Consider the following 17,809-nt stretch of genomic DNA (forward strand, 5'->3'; position numbering starts at 1 on the left):
CTGCAGAGGAAGGTGTGCAGAGGAATCGCTGCTATCTGGATAGACTGCCGCCATGACGAAAGAGCGGAGAGCGGAAGCCGCAGGGCGGCGCACGGTCGACAGCCCGGAGGTCCTCAAGGCCCTCTCGCACCCCCTGCGCCTGCGTATCCTGCGCCACCTCGGCGCGGTGGGCCCGGCCACCTCAACCACGCTGGCCGCCGCCCTCGGCGAGAACACCGGGACGCTCAGCTACCACCTGCGCATGCTGGAGCGTAGTGGCCTCATCGAGGACATCCCCGAGCGCTCCACCGGGCGTGAGCGCTGGTGGCGCGGGGTGCGCGGCCTCGACATCCGCAGGCCGCCGCAGGGTGAGCTGACGGAGGCCGAGCGTGCCCTGTCGGCCGAGCTGGACCGGCTGCGGATGGAGGAGGACGTCGAGCTCGCCCGGCAGTTCACCGCCGGACAGGCGGAGTCCGAAGGCTGGATGCGGGGTTCACGCAGCCTCATCCACCTCACGAAGGGCGAGCTGGACGCGTTCCATGACGACTATCTGGCCCTGCTCGCGCGCTATGCCCGCGGGCCCGAGGACGCCCCCGACGACGCACGACCCGTACTCCTCCGCTGGTTCGGCCTGCCCGCTGACTGACCGGCAGCCGGCCGACGAACTGTCTGATCGGCCGATTGGCCGTACGGGAGAGCTGAGGGAAGGGACCAGGTCGGGCCGACGTCTTCACGGGCAGCCACGGTCTCCTCATACGGGCGACGCTTTGCGCGGACCTCGCACGAGAAGAAGATCAACAATCAGTCACGCCGCCCATCGGGACTGCGACCTGACCAAGATCGATGCACAGGTCTTGACAATTGCTCACCGAACAGTCGCCCTACGTCAACTCGTCCGCTGCCCGAAACGGTGACCTGCCCCAGGGTCGCTTCGACCCCACACCGGGTGACATCGGCACGGTCCGCGACCTGGGGGTTCGAGTTCCCGAACCCGGCCCGCATGGAGGAGCTATTGCCCATGGTGTTTCCCCGGCACTGGGGAGTGGGCTGGTGGAACCGCCGGATGGCCCCTCGCGCAAAACCTGAGCTGAAGGCCGAAATCGGCGTGGTGTGGCTCGCGGGAGACCCTCGCTTCATCGGCGTGATCGCCGCGCCGGCTTCCGACGACTCGACGCCCCGCCGCTTCCGCTTCCTGAGCCAGCAGACGGGATCGGACGGAGGCCGCCGTTCTGTCGCAGACTGGGGGAGCCACCGCCGAGGACATCGAACGTGGTCGCCGCGCCGGCGTCCGCTCGGCCCGCCCCTGATCCTTCACCCGGCCAACCCTCCGGAAATGCCACCACATGACATCTCACGTCGTCATCGCTGATTCCGTGCACGACCCCAGGTCCGGGATCTGGTTCGCCGTGCGCCGGCAACTCCTTCGTGCACTGCGTCAGGTGGGCACGGTCCATTGCTCCCTGGGCGTGCACTGCGACGACGTAGAGGGAGGTAGCGGAGGAATCCTCCATTCCCTCTTCCCGGTGTCCTGGCGAGACATCGCCTGGTGGCCGAGGTAGCGCGGCGCGGGCCAAGCTTCGAGTCGCCGTTGGTCGATGCGTAGGAGACGCAAAATGCCTTGTCCGTCTCCTCCCGGCCCGGGTAGGAAGAGCAGCATGACCGGACTCGGCGCTGTCTTCCGCCCACAACTCGCCCCAGAACGTCTGCGATCTGTGGCGCAGCTCGCCGATGAGGCAGGGCTCGAAGAACTCTGGCTCTGGGAAGACTGCTTCAGAGAGGGCGGTATCTCCACCGCCGCCGCTGCTCTCGCCTGGACCGAGCGCGTGCGGATCGGGGTCGGGCTGCTGCCCGTGCCGTTGCGGAACGTTGCCATCACGGCCATGGAGGTGGCCTCGCTGCACCGGATGTTTCCGGGGCGGGCGATCGTCGCGGTGGGGCATGGCGTGCAGGACTGGATGGGGCAGGTCGGGGCGCGGGTCGAGTCGCCGGTGACGTTGCTGCGGGAGCATCTCGTCGCGCTGGGCGCTCTGCTGGGCGGGGAGCGGGTGACCACCGACGGGCGGTACGTCAGGCTCGACGACGTTGCCCTCGACTGGCCGCCGGAAGGTGGCGGAGTCGGGGTGCTGGCCGGGGCCACCGGGCCGCGTTCGCTGCGGCTCACCGGGGAGGCCGCCGACGGGACCGTACTCACCGCCGCCACCAGTCCGGAGGGCGTGCGGAACGCGCGGCGGCTCATCGAGGAGGGGCGGAAGACGGCCGGCCGCGGGGCCGGGCCGCACCCTGTCGTCGTGTATCTGCTCACCGCCACCGGGGCCGACGCGGCCGACCGGGTGCGTGCCGAGCTGGTCGCCGAGGGACTCGAAGCCGTTCCGGATCTTGGCGTCGCCGGGGATGCCGGTGCCGTAGCCAAGGTTGTCGAGCGGTTGGCCGAGGCCGGGGCCGACACCGTGGTGCTTCAGCCGACCGGTGACGAACCGGACCCCGAGTCTTTCGTGCGGTTCGCCGCCGAGGAAGTGCGTCCGCTCGTTCCGTAGGCCCCTGGGCCGTGGCGGCTTCCGCGGCGGCATTGTCAGTGCCCGGTGCCACACTCACGGGCATGAGTATCGAGGACGTGCGGCTGCGTGAGGTCGTGGAGAGCGATCTCGACGCGTTCTGCGCTTACGAGCAGGATCCCGAGGCAGCCCGGCGGTCGAGGTTCACGCCCCGGCCGCGCAAGGCCTTCATGTCCCACTGGAAGGAGCGGGTCCTCGGGGACGACACCTGCTTCGTGCAGACCGTGACCGTGGACGGCGACGTCGCCGGCAACTTCGTCGCCTGGTGGGACGGGGACCGCCGCTTCCTGGGGTACTGGCTCGGGCGCGCGTACTGGGGGCGCGGCATCGGCAGCAGAGCCCTGGGACTCTTCCTGGAGCGGGAGCAGAACCGGCCTCTGCACGCCGACCCCTTCAACGGCAACACCGGTTCCGTACGTCTCCTCGAGAAGCACGGCTTCCGTCCCGCCGGCACCGTCCGGTACGGAGACGACGAGCATGTCCTGTTCGTTCTGATGTGACGGGCAGGCGTGACATGCCGGCGTGCCAGGTAGGCGTGACCGGCAGAGGTGAGAAGGGGCCCATGGCAAAGCATCACCGACCGCACCGACCACACCGCACCTTCGAAGAGCTCGTCACCGAAGGCGCCGACGTCCCCACGGATGGCTGGGACTTCTCCTGGTTCGAGGGGCGGGCCACCGAGGCGCGGCCCTCCTGGGGGTACGCGATGTCGATGGCCGGGCGGCTGGGGCGGGCGAGTGCCGTGCTCGACATCCAGACCGGCGGCGGGGAAGTGCTGGACTTCGCTCTCGCCAAGGCCCCGCAGAGGCCCCTGCTCGCCGTCGCCACCGAGGGCTGGCCGCCGAACGTCGTCAAGGCGACCGCCCTGCTCCGTCCGCGCGGGGTCGCGGTCGTCGCCGCGCCCGAGGACGACCCGCTGCCCTTCGCCGACGCGGCCTTCGACCTGGTCGTGAGCCGGCATCCCGTCCGTCCCCACTGGGACGAGATCGCCCGTGTCCTCCAGCCCGGAGGGAGGTACTTCGCCCAGCACGTGGGGCCGGGCAGCGTCTTCGAACTCGTCGAGCACTTCCTCGGTCCTCGGCCGGACGAGGGACGCGGCGCTCGCGATCCCGAGCGCGAGCGGGCCGACGCCGAGGCCGCGGGGCTCGATGTCGTCGATCTGCGGGCGGAGCGGCTCCGCATGGAGTTCCACGACATCGGCGCGGTCGTGCACTTCCTGCGGAAGGTGGTGTGGATGGTGCCCGGCTTCACCGTCGAGGCATACGAGCCGCAGCTCCGCACGCTGCACGAGCGGATCCAGGCCGAAGGCCCCTTCGTCGCCCACAGCACCCGGCACCTCTTCGAGGCCCGCAAGCCGGGCACGCTCACCGCACGTGCCTGATCACACGTGCGGACCCACCCTCCTCCACCACCACCAACTCGGCCCTCGCCTCCGGCACCTCACCCACCCGCTCCACCTGTTCCCCCAGCTCCCGTTCCCGCCGTCCCGTCAGCCGGACGAGAGGCCTGGACCGTGACGGTCGTACGACGGCCCTGGCGCCGCTGGTGCCAGACGCCCGCCACCACACCGTCGACCAGCAGCACGGGGTAGTTGCCCGCCTGGCCGCCCGCCAGGGCACGCTCGAAGGCCGCACGGGGGAACAGCCGCTCGCGGGGCTGTGCGGCAATGATGTACGCGTCGAAGTACGGCAGCAGCCGCACGCCTCGGACGGGCCCGTCCGGGAACTCGGTGTCACCCGCGGCCACCCACGCCCGCGTGCCCTAGAAGTCGACCTCCTCGATGCCGCCCTCGGCGGCCAGCTCCCCCGTCAAGCGTCAGGCACGTGCCTTCGAGCGCCTCCCCGATCGCCGCCACGACCTGGGCGGCCTGTTCCTCGGTGAGCCGTACGTCGGGCGGGAACGGGCTCGGCCCGGTCGGGACCGCGGTCACCGCGGCCGACGAGAGAGGGAGTTTCCGCGCCGGGAGGAGATGGACCGTTCCGCGCGGGCCGTACGTCTTGATCAGTGTGCGTTCGTCCCAGAGTGCGGTCCGGACGTCCGCCCGAGTCAGCGTGGACGCCCGCACCCCCACCGACACCTCGGCCGCGGACAACACCTGCGCGTGCGCCCCCATCATCGCGCCGACCACCTCGGCGAGCGGCGTCCCACTCCCGGCCAGGCCCGGCCAGGAGCTGCCGCTCGGTCCGCCGTGCGCTCGCCGCGTCCCAAGGGATCCTCGAGGCTGTCGTCATGACACGGCGCAAGGCCCGGAAGGGGACAGAAGCTGACCTGCAGGGCCCTAACCGAGCGCCTTCCCCGCGCCCGATCGGCTCCCCGGCCCACCCTTTTCACTCCATCCGCTTGCGCATCTCCCGACTAGATGAATGAGTCCGAAGTCTTCAGTGGTCGTACGCGATCAGCGAGCGTTTGGCCGTTGCTCCGGTGTGCCAGTTGTGCCAGATCGCGGTGGCCAGGGCCAGCAGGCGTTGGGCGGTTCGGGCGAAGACTCCGGCCGGGGTTCTGCCGCCGTGCTGTTCCAGGCTGAGCTGGCCCTTGAGGGTGTCGATGACGGCCTCGATCCACTGGCGGACACGCGCGATCTTGCCGAAGCGGGCCGGTTCGTCCTTGCGGTCCGGCCGTACCAGGTGGGCGCCGAGCCGGTCGGTGACGAAGACTTCGAACTCCCGGCCGGCGAAGCCCTTGTCGGCCAGGATCACCTGCCCCGCCCGGGTCAGGTGATGGTCGCGTTCCAGCAGAGCGGCCATCACCTCCCGCTCTCCGAGTTTCGGGTTGGCCAGACACCAGGAGACGGGCATGCCCTCGGCGGTGGTGACCAGGTACAGCCGGAACCCCCAGAAGAACCGGGAATGGCTGCGGCAGTAGCCGTATCCGGCGTGCCCGGCCAGGTCGGAGCGCTTGACGGTCTCGCGGGAGGCGGCGCAGGGCAGCGGGGTGGAGTCGATCAGCCGGAGGCTGTCGTGCCAGGTCGGCACCTGCCGGGCCAGGGCCTCGATCACATGGCTGATCAGCGGCCCGGCGGCGTTGAGGCGCTTGTTGTAGGCCGATTGCTGGGGCAGGTAGCGGAAGAGGTGGCCCAACCGGGCGTGGGCGAAGCGGATCCAGTGCCGGGCAGAGGGAAAGCCGAGCAGGACCTGGGCGACCGCCAGGCACAGCAGTTCGGCGTCCGTCAGTTTCGGGGGTCGCCCGATCCGGCGACAAGGCGCCACATGGTCGTCGATGAACACGTACAGTGCCGCCAGAAGGGCGTCCAGGTTTGTCTTCACACACTGACCAACGGGCGCCCTTCGCCATGGTCGCGACCAGCACACACATCGGACTCATTCATCTAGGTTTTTCACATCGTTATCGCCTGCTGCTCGCCTCCGCGCCGAGCCTCGCGTAAGTTCAGACCAAGGTAATTCGCGCAAGCAAAGTACGGCTGTGCGGGCGGTACCGCGCAGTGGAGGGGGCTGCGCGGTACCAGGACCTCGAGGGCGAGATGGTGAGGTACGGGGGTCAAGCGGGCGTTCACGGCCGGATTCACCCGTCGGGGGGTATTACGGGGATGAGTCGGCGAGCGGGCCCCAAGGTGCGGCAAATCCTCCGGATCCCGCCTCAGGGTGCACGATTCCCCTGCGTATGGGCTGTGTTTCGGCCAGGAGCGAGCCGTGAACGTGGGGTTCCGCGGGCATCGCCGCGTCGCCGGGCGGCTCCGGAGAGTAGTTGTGGCACGCCGATGCACGCAGCATCACTTACGAAGGGTTATGGTGGAAGCCCCCCCTCGGGCCGGTCCGTATCCCCCCACGGACCGGCCCGTTTTTTGTGCGCCGGGCTCGCCCTGAAGCACCGGCCGGAATTTTGCGTTCCGCACCCGTGCGCGGCCCCACGGCGGCAGCGGGGGTAGGCTTCGCCTCCGGGGACTGCCACACGGGCGGGGACCGCCCGCGGCCACGACCGGGCCGCACGCCGCGGCCCGTCCGATCCGTACGGAGGGGCTGACAATCACGTGAACCTGCGCGACAAGCTGCGTGGCCTGCTGGTCAGGCTGTACGCACGCCGGGTGGAAGGCCACCTGGACCACGCTCAGGTGCCCAAGCACATCGGCGTCATCATGGACGGCAACCGGCGCTGGGCGAAGGCCGCCGGTTCCAGCACCGTCCACGGTCACCGGGCCGGTGCCGAGAAGATCGAGGAGTTCCTCGGCTGGTGCACCGAGACGGACGTCGAGGTCGTCACCCTCTGGCTGCTGTCCACGGACAACTTCGACCGGCCGCAGGAGGAGCTTGTCCCGCTGCTCGGCATCATCGAGGACGTCGTGCGCACCCTGGCCGCCGACGGCCGCTGGCGGGTCCACCACGTGGGCACGCCGGATCTGCTGCCCTCCGGGATGCAGACGGTCCTGAAGGAGGCCGAGGAGACCACCGCGCACGTCGACGGGATACTGGTCAACGTCGCCATCGGCTACGGCGGCCGCCAGGAGATTGCCGACGCCGTGCGCTCCATGCTGCTCGACGCCCAGGACCGGGGCACCTCTATGGAGGAGCTCGCCGAGGCCGTCGACATCGACATGATCGGGCGTCACCTCTACACGAGCGACCAGCCCGACCCCGATCTGGTGATCCGCACCAGCGGCGAGCAGCGGCTGTCCGGATTCATGCTCTGGCAGACCGCGCACTCCGAGTACTACTTCTGTGACGTGTTCTGGCCGGCCTTCCGCAAGGTCGACTTCCTGCGCGCCATGCGCGACTACGCCGCCCGCCACCGGCGCTACGGCGGCTGATACGCCGCCCGTCACCGGCCCACGGCGGCTGACGCACCGCCTACCCCCGGCGCTACGGCGGCGGGTGCACCGCCCGTCACCGGCCCACGGCGGCTGACGCACCGCCTACCCCCGGCGCTACGGCGGCGGGTGCACCGCCCGCCATCGGCCTACGGCGGCGGGTGCACCGCCCGCCATCGGCCTACGGCGGCTGACACACCGCCCGCCCGCCACCGGCCTACGGGAGGCTGACGCACCGCCCGCCCCCGGCGCTACGGCGGCGGGTGCACCGCCCGCCACCGGCCCACCGCGGCTGAAACGTACCCCGGCGTCCTGCGCCCGGCGCGAGACGTCGCGCGACCCCGGAGGCCGCCGGGCCCCACGGTCACCGCAGGTCGCAAAACGTCCCGGTACCCCTCCGAAGACGCGCGTAACACGGAGTTCACCGGTTCGCCGTCGTATGCCGTGGCATGGCGACGCTCGTTCGAGGGCATAAGCCAGTCAGGTCGACGCCCGAACCCCGGGTGTCGGATCCTCAGCGGACGGCACGGGGCCGTCCGCCCGGGAGGCCCTTTGCACCAGCCCGATCGTGCGGTCACAGCACGGACGAAGAGGCGGAGGGCCGGTTCTCGGCCCGTGCAGGGCGGCCGACGACCGGTCCAGCTCCACTCCGTCGCTCCCCGACCTCATCCGAGGGGGTACGTCCTTCCGTGGTGACCAGCACAAAGCGCCACAAGCCCGACCGGCGCACCTATGTTCTCGACACCAGCGTCCTGCTGGCCGACCCGAACGCCCTGAGCCGCTTCGACGAGCACGAGGTCGTGCTTCCCATCGTCGTGGTGACGGAACTGGAGGCCAAGCGGAACCATCCCGAACTCGGCTACTTCGCCCGGCAGGCCCTGCGCCTGCTCGACGACTACCGGGTGCGGTACGGCCGCCTCGATGCCCCCATCCCGACCGGGGACCTCGGCGGAACCGTCCGTGTCGAGCTCAATCACTCGGACCCCAGTGTGCTGCCCAGCGGCTATCGCCTGGGGGACAACGACTCCCGCATCCTCGCGGTCGCCCGCAACTTGCAGGCCGAGGGGTTCGACGTCACCGTGGTGTCGAAGGACCTTCCGCTCAGGATCAAGGCGTCCTCCGTCGGACTCCTCGCCGAGGAGTACCGCGCGGAGCTCGCCATCACGGACTCCTCCGGCTGGACCGGTATGTCCGAACTGACCCTGTCCGGTGAGCAGGTGGACATCCTCTTCGAGGAGGGGCATGTCCATGTCCCCGAGGCCGCCGACCTGCCGGTGCACACGGGCCTGATGATCCAGTCGGAGCGCGGCAAGGCGCTCGGGCGGGTCACGGCCGAGGGTAATATCCGTGGCGTGCGCGGGGATCGCGAGGCGTTCGGCATCAAGGGTCGCAGCGCCGAGCAGCGGATCGCGCTGGACCTGCTGCTGGATCCGGACATCGGAATCGTGTCGATGGGCGGCCGGGCCGGCACCGGCAAGTCGGCGCTGGCGCTGTGCGCGGGTCTGGAGGCGGTGCTGGAGCGCCGTCAGCACCAGAAGGTGATGGTCTTCCGTCCGCTGTACGCGGTGGGCGGTCAGGAGCTCGGCTATCTGCCCGGCACCGAGGCGGAGAAGATGAGCCCCTGGGCGCAGGCGGTGTTCGACACGCTGTCGGCGGTCACCAGCCGGGAGGTCATCGAGGAGGTCACCGCCCGCGGAATGCTGGAGGTGCTGCCCCTCACCCACATCCGCGGCCGTTCGCTGCACGATGCGTTCGTGATCGTCGACGAGGCACAATCGCTGGAACGGAACGTACTTCTTACCGTTCTGTCCCGTATCGGAGCCAATTCACGGGTGGTTCTCACCCATGACGTGGCTCAGCGGGACAACCTGAGGGTCGGCCGGTATGACGGTGTCGTCGCCGTCGTCGAGAAGCTGAAGGGGCATCCGCTCTTCGCGCACGTGACCCTTTCCCGGTCCGAGAGGTCGCAGATCGCCGCTCTTGTGACCGAAATGCTCGAAGACGGGCAGATCTGACCGTCCTGCCCTAAACGGGGGCGGTTACGCAGTAGTTGGCGCCGTCCGGAAAGGCGAAGAGCCTAGCCGGGCGGCGCCTTCACGTGTGGCCCTTTCTGTGAATCTCCTGCGTCAAACGGGATGTGAGCTTTCACACGCAACTGGGAATTGCCTTGCGCCGTCGGGTTACGGCAGAGTCTCACTCCTGTCAGGCCCCGCATACGACACACCTGTACCCCCAGCGGTACGGCACCACTAAAAGCACAGCGTCAACTGCATAGCGATGTCGTATGCCGCCCGAGCACCACGCGGCACTCCCCGTGAGGGAGTTGCCCACCGGGCCCGCGCCTCCCGTGACCCCGCAGTTGGGGAGGCCAGTGCCAGGGGCACGATTGCGTCCGCGAGGGTCACCAAAACGGGCGATGCTGGAAGGAAAACCGTGTGAGCCGGATCTCGGTCCGGGGATTCGCAGTGGCTTCGGCCACGGCGGTCACCGCTGTCGGAAGCGTCGTCGGCGTTGCCTCTGGCAGCACCGCGCAGAACAACGACGCCGAAGCGACGGCTAGCGGCACCACGCTGCTCGCGGACATTCCCGCGGGCCAGCAGGCCCAGGTGCAGACGGCGTCGCTGACGCAGCAGGCCGACGCACAGGCCATCGCCGCTGACGCGAGCGCGAAGAAGGACGCCGAGGAGGCCGCCCGCAAGGCTGCCGCCGAGACGGCCATCGCCAAGAAGAAGGAAGCCGCCGAGAAGGCCGCCGCGGCCGAGAAGGCCGCCAAGGAGCGCGCGGCAGCCAAGGAAGCCGCCAGCCGTTCCAAGGACATCTCCGACTTCCCCGTCGCGACCTCCTACACCATCGCGCAGATCCAGGCGATGGCGCGGCAGATGGTGCCGGCGGGTCAGTTCCAGTGCTTCAGCAACATCGTGGACCACGAGTCCGACTGGAACTACAAGGCGGTCAACCCTTCTTCCGGGGCCTACGGCATGTTCCAGGCGCTGCCCGGTTCCAAGATGTCGTCCGTCGGTGCCGACTGGCGGACCAACCCGGCCACCCAGATCAAGTGGGGCCTGAACTACATGAACGACCGCTACGGCAGCCCGTGTGATGCCTGGTCGTTCTGGCAGGCCAACAACTGGTACTGAGCCCCCGGCCCTGAGCCGCAGCCATCCTCAGCGCGAGCCCCTCACCGTCGTACGGTGAGGGGCTCGTCGCCCTGTACGGTCTTGACGGACGACTCCAGGAAGGAGTGGTGCGGAGAGACGGGGAAGAGGACGGATCATGTCGCGAGTGCCAGGGTGGCTCGGCCGGCTCGGTGCCGGACTGACCGAGATGAGCGAGCGGTGGAACGAACGCCGCGCCGAGGCCGAACGGGAGCGGGACGAGACCGAGTCCCGGACATCGTCCGACGAACAGGTGCCGCCGCCCCCGGACTACGCGCCCGACATTCCCGCCCGGCCCGATCCCGCGCTGGCCGTGCCGTGGGGAGTGAGGGTCGCGGCGGAGGCGGGCTGGCGGCTGCTCGTCCTCGCGGGCACGCTGTGGGTGCTGATGCGGATCATCAGCGCCGTCCAGCTCGTGGTGCTGGCCTTCGCGAGCGCACTGCTCATCACCGCCATCCTCCAGCCGACCGTGACGCGGCTGCGACGCCTCGGAGTGCCGCGTGGGCCGGCCACGGCGCTGACCGCGATCCTCGGCTTCGTCGTCATGGGGCTGATCGGCTGGTTCGTGACCTGGCAGGTCATGGAGAACATCGACGATCTCTCGGGCCAGATCCAGGACGGCATCGACGAGTTGCGGAACTGGCTGCTGAACAGCCCCTTCCACGTCACGGACAAACAGATCAACGAGATCGCCAAGAACCTGCGGGAGGCGGTCGGCGCGAACACCGACCAGATCACCTCGGCCGGGCTGGAGGGCGTCACGGTCGTCGTCGAGGCGCTGACGGGCATTCTGCTGGCCGTGTTCTCGACGCTGTTCCTGCTCTACGACGGCAAGAGGATCTGGCAGTGGACGCTGAAGCTGGTGCCGGCGGCGGCGCGGCCGGGCGTGGCCGGGGCCGGGCCGGCGGCGTGGCGGACGCTGACGGCGTATGTGCGGGGCACGGTGATCGTCGCGCTGATCGACGCGATCTTCATCGGGCTGGGGATCTACTTCCTCGATGTGCCGATGGCCGTGCCGCTGGCGGTGTTCATCTTCCTGTTCGCGTTCATCCCGCTGGTGGGCGCGGTGGTGTCCGGGGCACTGGCGGTGGTGGTCGCGCTGGTCACCCAGGGGGTGTTCACGGCTGTCATGACGCTGGCGGTGGTGCTGGCGGTGCAGCAGATCGAGGGCCACATTCTCCAGCCGTTCATTCTGGGTCGGGCGGTGCGGGTGCATCCGCTGGCGGTGGTGCTGTCGGTGGCGTGCGGGGGGATGGTCGCCGGGATCGGGGGTGCGGTGGTCGCCGTGCCGTTGGTGGCTGTGACGAACACGGTGGCGGGGTATCTGCGGGCGTATTCGCGGCAGTCGGCGTTGCGGCATTCGGTCCGCCCGCGAGGTGCTACGGCGGTGAGTGCGGAGCCCGAAGGGGAGGCGCCGTCGGAGTAGCCCGGGCCGTCCAGGGGGCGGAGCCCCCTGGACCGCCTGACCTGTGCCCACCCGTCGCCCGACACGGTCGGACAGGACGCCTGGCTCGAAAAGCAACAGGAGCCCCGCCCACTCTCGGTGGGCGGGGCTCCTGTGATTCGTGGCGTACCGCCGAGGGTTACTCGGCCAGAACCGCCTCGGCGTCCAGTGTCACGCCGACCGCCTGGATCACGGAGGCGATCTTGAACGCCTCCTGGATGACCTCGCGGTCGAGGCCGGCCTTGCGGAGGACCTGCTCGTGGGAGTCGAGGCACATGCCGCAGCCGTTGATGGCGGAGACCGCGAAGGACCACAGCTCGAAGTCGACCTTGTCGACGCCCGGGTTGCCGATGACGTTCATCCGCAGGCCCGCGCGCAGGTTCCCGTACTCGTGGTCCGTAAGGAGGTGCCGCGTGCGGTAGAAGACGTTGTTCATCGCCATCACCGCGGCGGCGGACTTGGCGGCCGTGTACGCCTCGGGCGACAGGTTCGCCTTCGCCTCCGGCTCCAGCTCGCGCAGCACGATCGGCGAGCGCGAGGCGATCGCGGTCGCGAGGACCGTGCCCCACAGCTGCTGCGCGGGCAGGTCGGAGTTGCCGATGACCGAGCCCAGGTTGAGCTTCAGGTCCTTGGCGTAGTCCGGTATGCGGGACTTCAGGGAGTCGAGGGACATGCCTTACTCACCAGCCAGCAGCTTGACCGGGTCGAGGGTCTCGTCGCCCTTCGACCAGTTGCAGGGGCACAGCTCGTCCGTCTGGAGCGCGTCCAGGACCCGCAGGACCTCCTTCGGGTTACGGCCGACCGAACCCGCGGTCACCATCGAGAACTGGATCTCGTTGTTCTGGTCCACGATGAACACCGCGCGCTTGGCGAAGCCGTCCTCGTCCTCGATGCCGAGCTCGCGCATGAGCTCGTGCTTGGAGTCGGCCATCATCGGGAACGGCAGGTCACGCAGGTCGTCGTGGTCCTTGCGCCAGGCGTGGTGGACGAACTCGGAGTCGCCGGAGAAGCCGAGGACCTGGGCGTCGCGGTCGGCGAACTCGTCGTTCAGCTTGCCGAAGGCGGCGATCTCGGTCGGGCACACGAAGGTGAAGTCCTTGGGCCACGCGAAGACGACCTTCCACTGACCCTCGTAGGTCTTGTGGTTGATCTGCTGGAACTCCTTGCCCTTCTCCAGCGAGACGCAGGCGGTCAGATCGAACTCGGGGAACTTGTCACCGACAGTGAGCACACGCTCTCCTTGCAGCGAAGAAACACCCGGATTGCGGGTGTTTCCCATGGGTTGGACGTTATTGATGTTGGCACAGGGTCGATTGATTACGGAAATAGCTACACTCGGTCGGGTTGATCGGAGGTAGTTATTAGTGACTGTGGGTAATAAGCGCAGGCAGCCCAGCCTCGCCCAGCTGCGGGCCTTCGCAGCCGTGGCCGAGCACCTGCACTTCCGGGACGCCGCAGGGGCCATCGGCATGAGCCAGCCCGCCCTCTCGGGGGCCGTCTCGGCGCTGGAGGAGACACTCGGAGTGACGCTCCTCGAGCGTACGACGCGCAAGGTGCTGCTCTCACCCGAGGGCGAGCGGATCGCCGCGCGGGCCAAGGCGGTGCTGGCCGAGGTGGGGGCGCTCATGGAGGAGGCCGAGGCGGTCCGGGCCCCGTTCACGGGCGTGCTGCGGCTGGGGGTCATCCCGACCGTGGCGCCGTATCTGCTGCCCACCGTGCTGCGGCTCGTCCACGAGCGGTATCCGCACCTCGACCTCCAGGTGCACGAGGAGCAGACCGCCAACCTGCTCGACGGCCTGACCAACGGCCGGCTCGACCTGCTGCTGCTCGCCGTGCCGCTGGGCGTGCCGGGAGTGGCCGAACTGCCGCTTTTCGACGAGGACTTCGTGCTCGTCACACCGCTCGACCACTGGCTGGGCGGGCGCGAGGGCATACCGCGCGAGGCGCTGCGCGAGCTGAACCTGCTGCTGCTGGACGAGGGGCACTGCCTGCGCGACCAGGCCCTCGACATCTGCCGGGAGGCCGGCCGCGAGGACGCGCCGGTCACCACGACCGCCGCCGGGCTGTCCACGCTGGTGCAGCTCGTCGCGGGCGGGCTCGGTGTCACGCTGCTGCCGCGCACCGCCCTCAAGGTCGAGATCTCCCGCAGCAACCAGCTGCTCACCGGGTACTTCACCGACCCGGCCCCCACCCGCAGGGTCGCTCTGGCCATGCGGGCAGGGGCCGCGCGCGCCGCGGAGTACGAGGAACTGGCGGCGGCGCTGCGGGAGGCCCTGCGGCCGCTGCCCGTACGGGTCCTGGACCGGGACGCCTGACGGCTCGGACGAGGAGTCGCTCGGTCCCGCTCGGCCCTACTCGGTCCGCAGCCCGTCCGGCCGCATCATCCTCCACAGCGGCGGCAGGCTCAGCAGCGCCACCACCAGGACGACACCCGCGCCGATGCCGGTCATCGACAGCACGCTCGCCCAGTCCACCCGGACGGAGGTGTTCACCATCCGAAGCAGGACCGCGCCCAGGGCCATGCCCACCGCCGCGGCGAGCAGCAGGCCCAGTCCGATCGGGATCGCCGTCTGCCACAGCACCGACAGGCCGAGGGTGCGGCGCCGGGTGCCGAAGGCGACCAGGGACGACAGCAGCTTGCGGCGTTCGCGCAACTGCTCCAACTGCGAGACCAGCAGGCTCGCGCCGATCAGGGCCAGCACACACGCGGCGCCGACGAACAGGCCGGTGCGGATGGTGGCGAAGCGTTCGTTGCGCTCAGTGCTGTGCCAAGTCATGGGCTGGGACATCGGGTCCAGTCGCGCGGCCGTGTTGCGCACGTACTCGTACGCGTCCGGCACGGAGCGGTCCAGGCTCAGGAAGAGCCGTGCGGAGGCGAGCGCCCCGAGCTTCTCGGGCAGGGCGCCGGGTGTGATCAGGATGCCGCCGCGTTCGTACCCGGTGGGGTCCTCGCGGGTCCGGGCCTGCCGGATGTCCTGCGGAACGGTCCAGGAGCCCCAGTGGTCGCCGGGGCGGTCGGCGTCGACCGGGTCGGCCCACAGGGTCCTGCCGGGCTTGGCCATCGAGTCGGTGTCGTACTCGGCGCTCGGAACGGCGAAGACATCGCCGTCGCGGCAGGACGGCAACATGGCCACCTCGCGCAGCGACGTGCAGTCGGCGACGGTGATCTGGACGTCGGAGCCCTCCTCACCGCGCCGGTCGCGCAGATAGCCATCGGACAGCGTGGTGACCTTGCCCACGCCCTCGGTGTCGCGGAACTCCTCGGCGACGAGAGCGGGTTCGGCGCCGTCCGGCACGTCCACCTGCATCTGGGCCCGGGTGACGTCGTACTGCGACGCCCTGGTGTAGCCGCCCTCCACCCCGGCGAACAGCATCTGCAGTGCGATCGCCCCGGCCACCGCCACCGCGATGCCGTTGACCATGCGCGCCGCCGCGCCACTGCTCAACTGGAGCCTGCGCACGGCCAGTTGCCAGGCGATCCCGCCGGGGCCGAGCCGGGCGACGGCCCTCTCCACGATCCAGGGCAGCAGGGCCGTGACGCCGACGAGCAGGAGCATCACTCCGCCCACGACGAGGTACTGGTTGAAGGTCCCGTCGTCGTTGCCCTGCCCGACCATCGGGAAGAGCATCGCGAGCCCGCCCAGCGGCAGCAGCAGCCGCCACCACAGCCGGCGCCGCGCGGGCTTGGCCGTGCGCACCACGCCGAGCGGCTCGATGACCACCCCGCGCAGGGCGAGGAGGGTCACCAGCACCGCCGCCGTCGGGACCGTCACCGCGACCAGGGCGGCCAGCAGGGGAGAGGGGTTCAGATAGCTCGGGAACACGCTGACGCGGTACACCTCGAAGGAGGCCGCCAGTTGGCGTCCCAGCAGGAAGAACCCGGTGCCGAGGACGAGTCCCAGCACGGATCCGGCGAGCGCCTCGCCGGCGGCGATCCGCCGGGTCATCCGGCTGTCGGAGCCGACCAGCCGCAGCGCCGCCAGCCTGCGGTCGCGCCGCTCGCCGCCGAACCGCACGGCCGCGGCGATGAACACGGCGACCGGCATCAGCAGCACCACGAAGACGACCAGGACCAGCAGGAGCAGCACCGGGTCCCACGGGTCGGACGGCGCGAGGTCCGGATTGCCGAAGCTGTCGATCCGCGCCCCACTGGTCGAACGGAGCCGGTCGGCGAGCCCCTTGCCGCCCGCGAAATAGGCCAGTTCCTGGGAGCCGACGAGCCCCTGCTCGCCGATGGTGCCCGTGATCCGGTAGGGCAGCCGCTCCCGCAGCAGTTTCCCGCTGTCGGAGGTGAGCAGCTCCTTCAGCGCCGGGGAGACGGCCATCTCACCCTTGGCCGGGAACTCCGAGAGCCCCGGCGGCAGCGGAGCCCGCGGGCCCTCCGGCTCCAGCATGCGCCCCCGCACGTCCCTGTCGCCGAAGATGGTGTCCGTGTCCAGGACGACCAGGGTGTTGTCGGCCTTCGGTATCTCCTGCTGGGTGAAGGTGTGGTCGGTGCGCGCCGCCTCACGCCGGTCCCGTTCCGCCAGCGCGTTCGGGATGGCGGTGGTGAGCAGCAGCAGCGCCACTCCGAGCCCGACGCCGACGGCCGTCAGCAGCGCCCTGATCCACCCCTCGCGTCCGCCCGTGAAGGCGAACCGGACCCCCATGGAAAGATTCCGCGCCCACTGTGAGGCGCTCATACGGCGCGTTCCATGTCCCGGGACTTGCCGTCGCGTACGACGATCTCGCGGTCGGAGTACGCGGCCACCCGGGCCTCGTGGGTGACGAGCACCACGGCGGCGTTGGCGGACCGGGCGGCGTCCGTGAGCAGCTCCATCACGCGCTCGCCGTTGAAGGAGTCGAGCGCGCCGGTCGGCTCGTCGGCGAACACCACACGCGGGTTCGTCACCAGCGCGCGGGCGACGGCGACGCGCTGGCCCTGACCGCCGGACACCTCGCCGGGCCGTTTCCTGCGCAGGTCGTCGACCTCCAGCCGTTCCATCCACGCCAGCGCGGTCCGCTCGGCCTCCTTGCGGGACGACCCGCTCAGGCGCAGCGGGAGCGCCACGTTCTCCACGCAGGTGAGTTCGGGCACGAGCTGGCCGAACTGGAACACGAACCCGAACTCGGAGCGCCTGAGCGCACTGCGCTCGGCGTCGCTCATCGCCGTGACCTCACGCCCGTTGTACGTGATCGATCCGGAGTCGGGCGTCACGATCCCGGCGAGGCAGTGCAGCAGCGTCGACTTGCCCGACCCGGACGGACCCATCACGGCGACGACCTCGCCCGGGTGGATGGAGAACTCGGCACCGTCGAGGGCGGTGGTCGGCCCGTACGCCTTGCGCAGGTTTTGAGCGGCGAGCAGCGAGCCGGCGGAATCGTCACCGGGTCACCGCCTCACGGAGCTTGTCCAGACGCGCCGCGGTCAGCTCCAGCCAGCGCAGGTCCGCCTCCAGGTGGAACAGGGCGTGGTCGCAGATGAGCTGGTCGGCGAGGTCGCCCTTGCGCTTGCGGTCGGTCAGGATCCGCATGCTGCGCAGATGCTCCGAGCGCTGCGTGTCCAGGATGTCGGCGGCGTCGCGGTGGGTGAGCAGCGCGAGGACGACCTTGGTGTAGAGGGCCGACTGGAGGTACGGCTCCGGCTTCTCCGGCGTCGCGAGCCAGCGCTCGACGTCGGTGATGCCGGTCTCGGTGATCGCGTACCGCTTGCGCTCGGGCCCGCCGCCCGCCTCGATGCCGTCGACCTCGACGAGCCCGTTCTTCAGCAGCCGGGACATCGTCGAGTAGACCTGGCCGTAGTGCAGGGGCCGGTCGTGACCGAACTTCTCGTCGAAGGCCCGCTTCAGGTCGTAACCGTGACGCGGGCCGGACTCCAGGAGCCCCAGGAGAGTGTGACCAATGGACATGACCATGACTGTACACGGGGTGTATACGTGGG

At 69.8% G+C, this 17,809-nt stretch carries 15 protein-coding genes and 1 pseudogene; 9 read left to right on the top strand and 7 right to left on the bottom strand.

The window, feature by feature from the left end; translation table 11 throughout:
* Positions 1–52 precede the first annotated feature (52 nt).
* The 4 genes from V8690_RS27730 (at position 53) to V8690_RS27745 (ending at position 3,912) form a co-directional block, all read left to right on the top strand.
* Complete coding sequence (locus V8690_RS27730) at positions 53–625, top strand: helix-turn-helix domain-containing protein (RefSeq protein ID WP_338782794.1); 573 nt, start codon at positions 53–55, stop codon at positions 623–625.
* A gap of 1,009 nt (positions 626–1,634) precedes the next feature.
* On the top strand, positions 1,635–2,513 hold the full coding sequence (locus V8690_RS27735) for an LLM class flavin-dependent oxidoreductase (RefSeq protein ID WP_338782795.1): 879 nt from the start codon (positions 1,635–1,637) through the stop codon (positions 2,511–2,513).
* Between the two features lie 62 nt (positions 2,514–2,575).
* Positions 2,576–3,031 carry a GNAT family N-acetyltransferase gene (locus tag V8690_RS27740; protein ID WP_338782796.1) on the top strand — a complete coding sequence of 152 codons (456 nt, stop codon included), beginning with the start codon at positions 2,576–2,578 and terminating at the stop codon, positions 3,029–3,031.
* A 62-nt stretch (positions 3,032–3,093) separates the two neighbouring features.
* Positions 3,094–3,912, top strand: coding sequence for a class I SAM-dependent methyltransferase (locus V8690_RS27745; RefSeq protein WP_338782797.1), 819 nt, complete (start codon positions 3,094–3,096; stop codon positions 3,910–3,912).
* On the opposite strand, the pseudogene V8690_RS27750 reads toward V8690_RS27745, so the two are convergent.
* Both V8690_RS27750 and V8690_RS27755 read right to left on the bottom strand, forming a co-directional pair.
* Positions 3,896–4,762, bottom strand: a pseudogene (locus V8690_RS27750) (crosslink repair DNA glycosylase YcaQ family protein). The gene V8690_RS27745 and the pseudogene V8690_RS27750 sit on opposite strands and share 17 nt — an antisense overlap.
* 147 nt (positions 4,763–4,909) lie before the next feature.
* Positions 4,910–5,794 (bottom strand): IS982 family transposase, encoded by an 885-nt coding sequence (locus V8690_RS27755; RefSeq protein ID WP_338779585.1) that lies wholly within the window; start codon positions 5,792–5,794, stop codon positions 4,910–4,912.
* Between the two features lie 722 nt (positions 5,795–6,516).
* On the opposite strand from V8690_RS27755, the gene V8690_RS27760 reads away from it, so the two are divergent.
* The 4 genes from V8690_RS27760 (at position 6,517) to V8690_RS27775 (ending at position 11,871) form a co-directional block, all read left to right on the top strand.
* The gene (locus V8690_RS27760) at positions 6,517–7,290 is read left to right on the top strand and encodes an isoprenyl transferase (RefSeq protein WP_010045850.1); all 774 of its coding nucleotides are present in this window, start codon (positions 6,517–6,519) and stop codon (positions 7,288–7,290) included.
* Between the two features lie 689 nt (positions 7,291–7,979).
* Positions 7,980–9,305: a PhoH family protein gene (locus V8690_RS27765; protein WP_338782798.1), complete on the top strand. Its 1,326-nt coding sequence runs from the start codon at positions 7,980–7,982 to the stop codon at positions 9,303–9,305.
* A 420-nt stretch (positions 9,306–9,725) separates the two neighbouring features.
* The gene (locus V8690_RS27770; protein WP_338782799.1) at positions 9,726–10,427 is read left to right on the top strand and encodes a transglycosylase SLT domain-containing protein; all 702 of its coding nucleotides are present in this window, start codon (positions 9,726–9,728) and stop codon (positions 10,425–10,427) included.
* 136 nt (positions 10,428–10,563) lie between these two features.
* On the top strand, positions 10,564–11,871 hold the full coding sequence (locus V8690_RS27775) for an AI-2E family transporter (RefSeq protein WP_338782800.1): 1,308 nt from the start codon (positions 10,564–10,566) through the stop codon (positions 11,869–11,871).
* A 157-nt stretch (positions 11,872–12,028) separates the two neighbouring features.
* On the opposite strand, the gene V8690_RS27780 is transcribed toward V8690_RS27775, so the two are convergent.
* A complete protein-coding gene (locus V8690_RS27780) occupies positions 12,029–12,562 on the bottom strand; it encodes an alkyl hydroperoxide reductase (RefSeq protein WP_338782801.1) in 534 nt (177 codons plus the stop codon).
* Between the two features lie 3 nt (positions 12,563–12,565).
* Positions 12,566–13,120: a peroxiredoxin gene (locus V8690_RS27785; protein ID WP_338782803.1), complete on the bottom strand. Its 555-nt coding sequence runs from the start codon at positions 13,118–13,120 to the stop codon at positions 12,566–12,568.
* Positions 13,121–13,253: 133 nt separating this feature from the next.
* Here V8690_RS27785 and V8690_RS27790 point away from each other — a divergent pair, with 133 nt between their 5' ends.
* On the top strand, positions 13,254–14,204 hold the full coding sequence (locus tag V8690_RS27790) for a LysR substrate-binding domain-containing protein (protein WP_338782804.1): 951 nt from the start codon (positions 13,254–13,256) through the stop codon (positions 14,202–14,204).
* A gap of 36 nt (positions 14,205–14,240) precedes the next feature.
* Here the strand turns inward: V8690_RS27790 and V8690_RS27795 are convergent, their stop codons facing one another.
* Genes V8690_RS27795 through V8690_RS27805 form a run of 3 tightly spaced genes read right to left on the bottom strand, consistent with a single transcriptional unit; the run spans position 14,241 to position 17,777 of the window.
* Positions 14,241–16,571, bottom strand: coding sequence for an FtsX-like permease family protein (locus V8690_RS27795; protein ID WP_338782805.1), 2,331 nt, complete (start codon positions 16,569–16,571; stop codon positions 14,241–14,243).
* Positions 16,568–17,236, bottom strand: coding sequence for an ABC transporter ATP-binding protein (locus tag V8690_RS27800; protein ID WP_338785483.1), 669 nt, complete (start codon positions 17,234–17,236; stop codon positions 16,568–16,570). Before V8690_RS27800 ends, V8690_RS27795 begins: the two co-directional genes overlap by 4 nt.
* A 16-nt stretch (positions 17,237–17,252) precedes the next feature.
* Positions 17,253–17,777: a PadR family transcriptional regulator gene (locus V8690_RS27805; RefSeq protein ID WP_338782806.1), complete on the bottom strand. Its 525-nt coding sequence runs from the start codon at positions 17,775–17,777 to the stop codon at positions 17,253–17,255.
* Positions 17,778–17,809 lie beyond the last annotated feature (32 nt).

It is taken from the genome of Streptomyces sp. DG1A-41 (assembly GCF_037055355.1).
GTDB lineage: Bacteria > Actinomycetota > Actinomycetes > Streptomycetales > Streptomycetaceae > Streptomyces.

Coding starts and splice junctions, on each gene's coding strand:
- V8690_RS27730 (WP_338782794.1), top strand. CDS start 53: ATGACGAAAGAGCGGAGAGCGGAAGCCGCAGGGCGGCGCACGGTCGAC.
- V8690_RS27735 (WP_338782795.1), top strand. CDS start 1,635: ATGACCGGACTCGGCGCTGTCTTCCGCCCACAACTCGCCCCAGAACGT.
- V8690_RS27740 (WP_338782796.1), top strand. CDS start 2,576: ATGAGTATCGAGGACGTGCGGCTGCGTGAGGTCGTGGAGAGCGATCTC.
- V8690_RS27745 (WP_338782797.1), top strand. CDS start 3,094: ATGGCAAAGCATCACCGACCGCACCGACCACACCGCACCTTCGAAGAG.
- V8690_RS27775 (WP_338782800.1), top strand. CDS start 10,564: ATGTCGCGAGTGCCAGGGTGGCTCGGCCGGCTCGGTGCCGGACTGACC.
- V8690_RS27780 (WP_338782801.1), bottom strand. CDS start 12,562: ATGTCCCTCGACTCCCTGAAGTCCCGCATACCGGACTACGCCAAGGAC.
- V8690_RS27795 (WP_338782805.1), bottom strand. CDS start 16,571: ATGAGCGCCTCACAGTGGGCGCGGAATCTTTCCATGGGGGTCCGGTTC.
- V8690_RS27805 (WP_338782806.1), bottom strand. CDS start 17,777: ATGTCCATTGGTCACACTCTCCTGGGGCTCCTGGAGTCCGGCCCGCGT.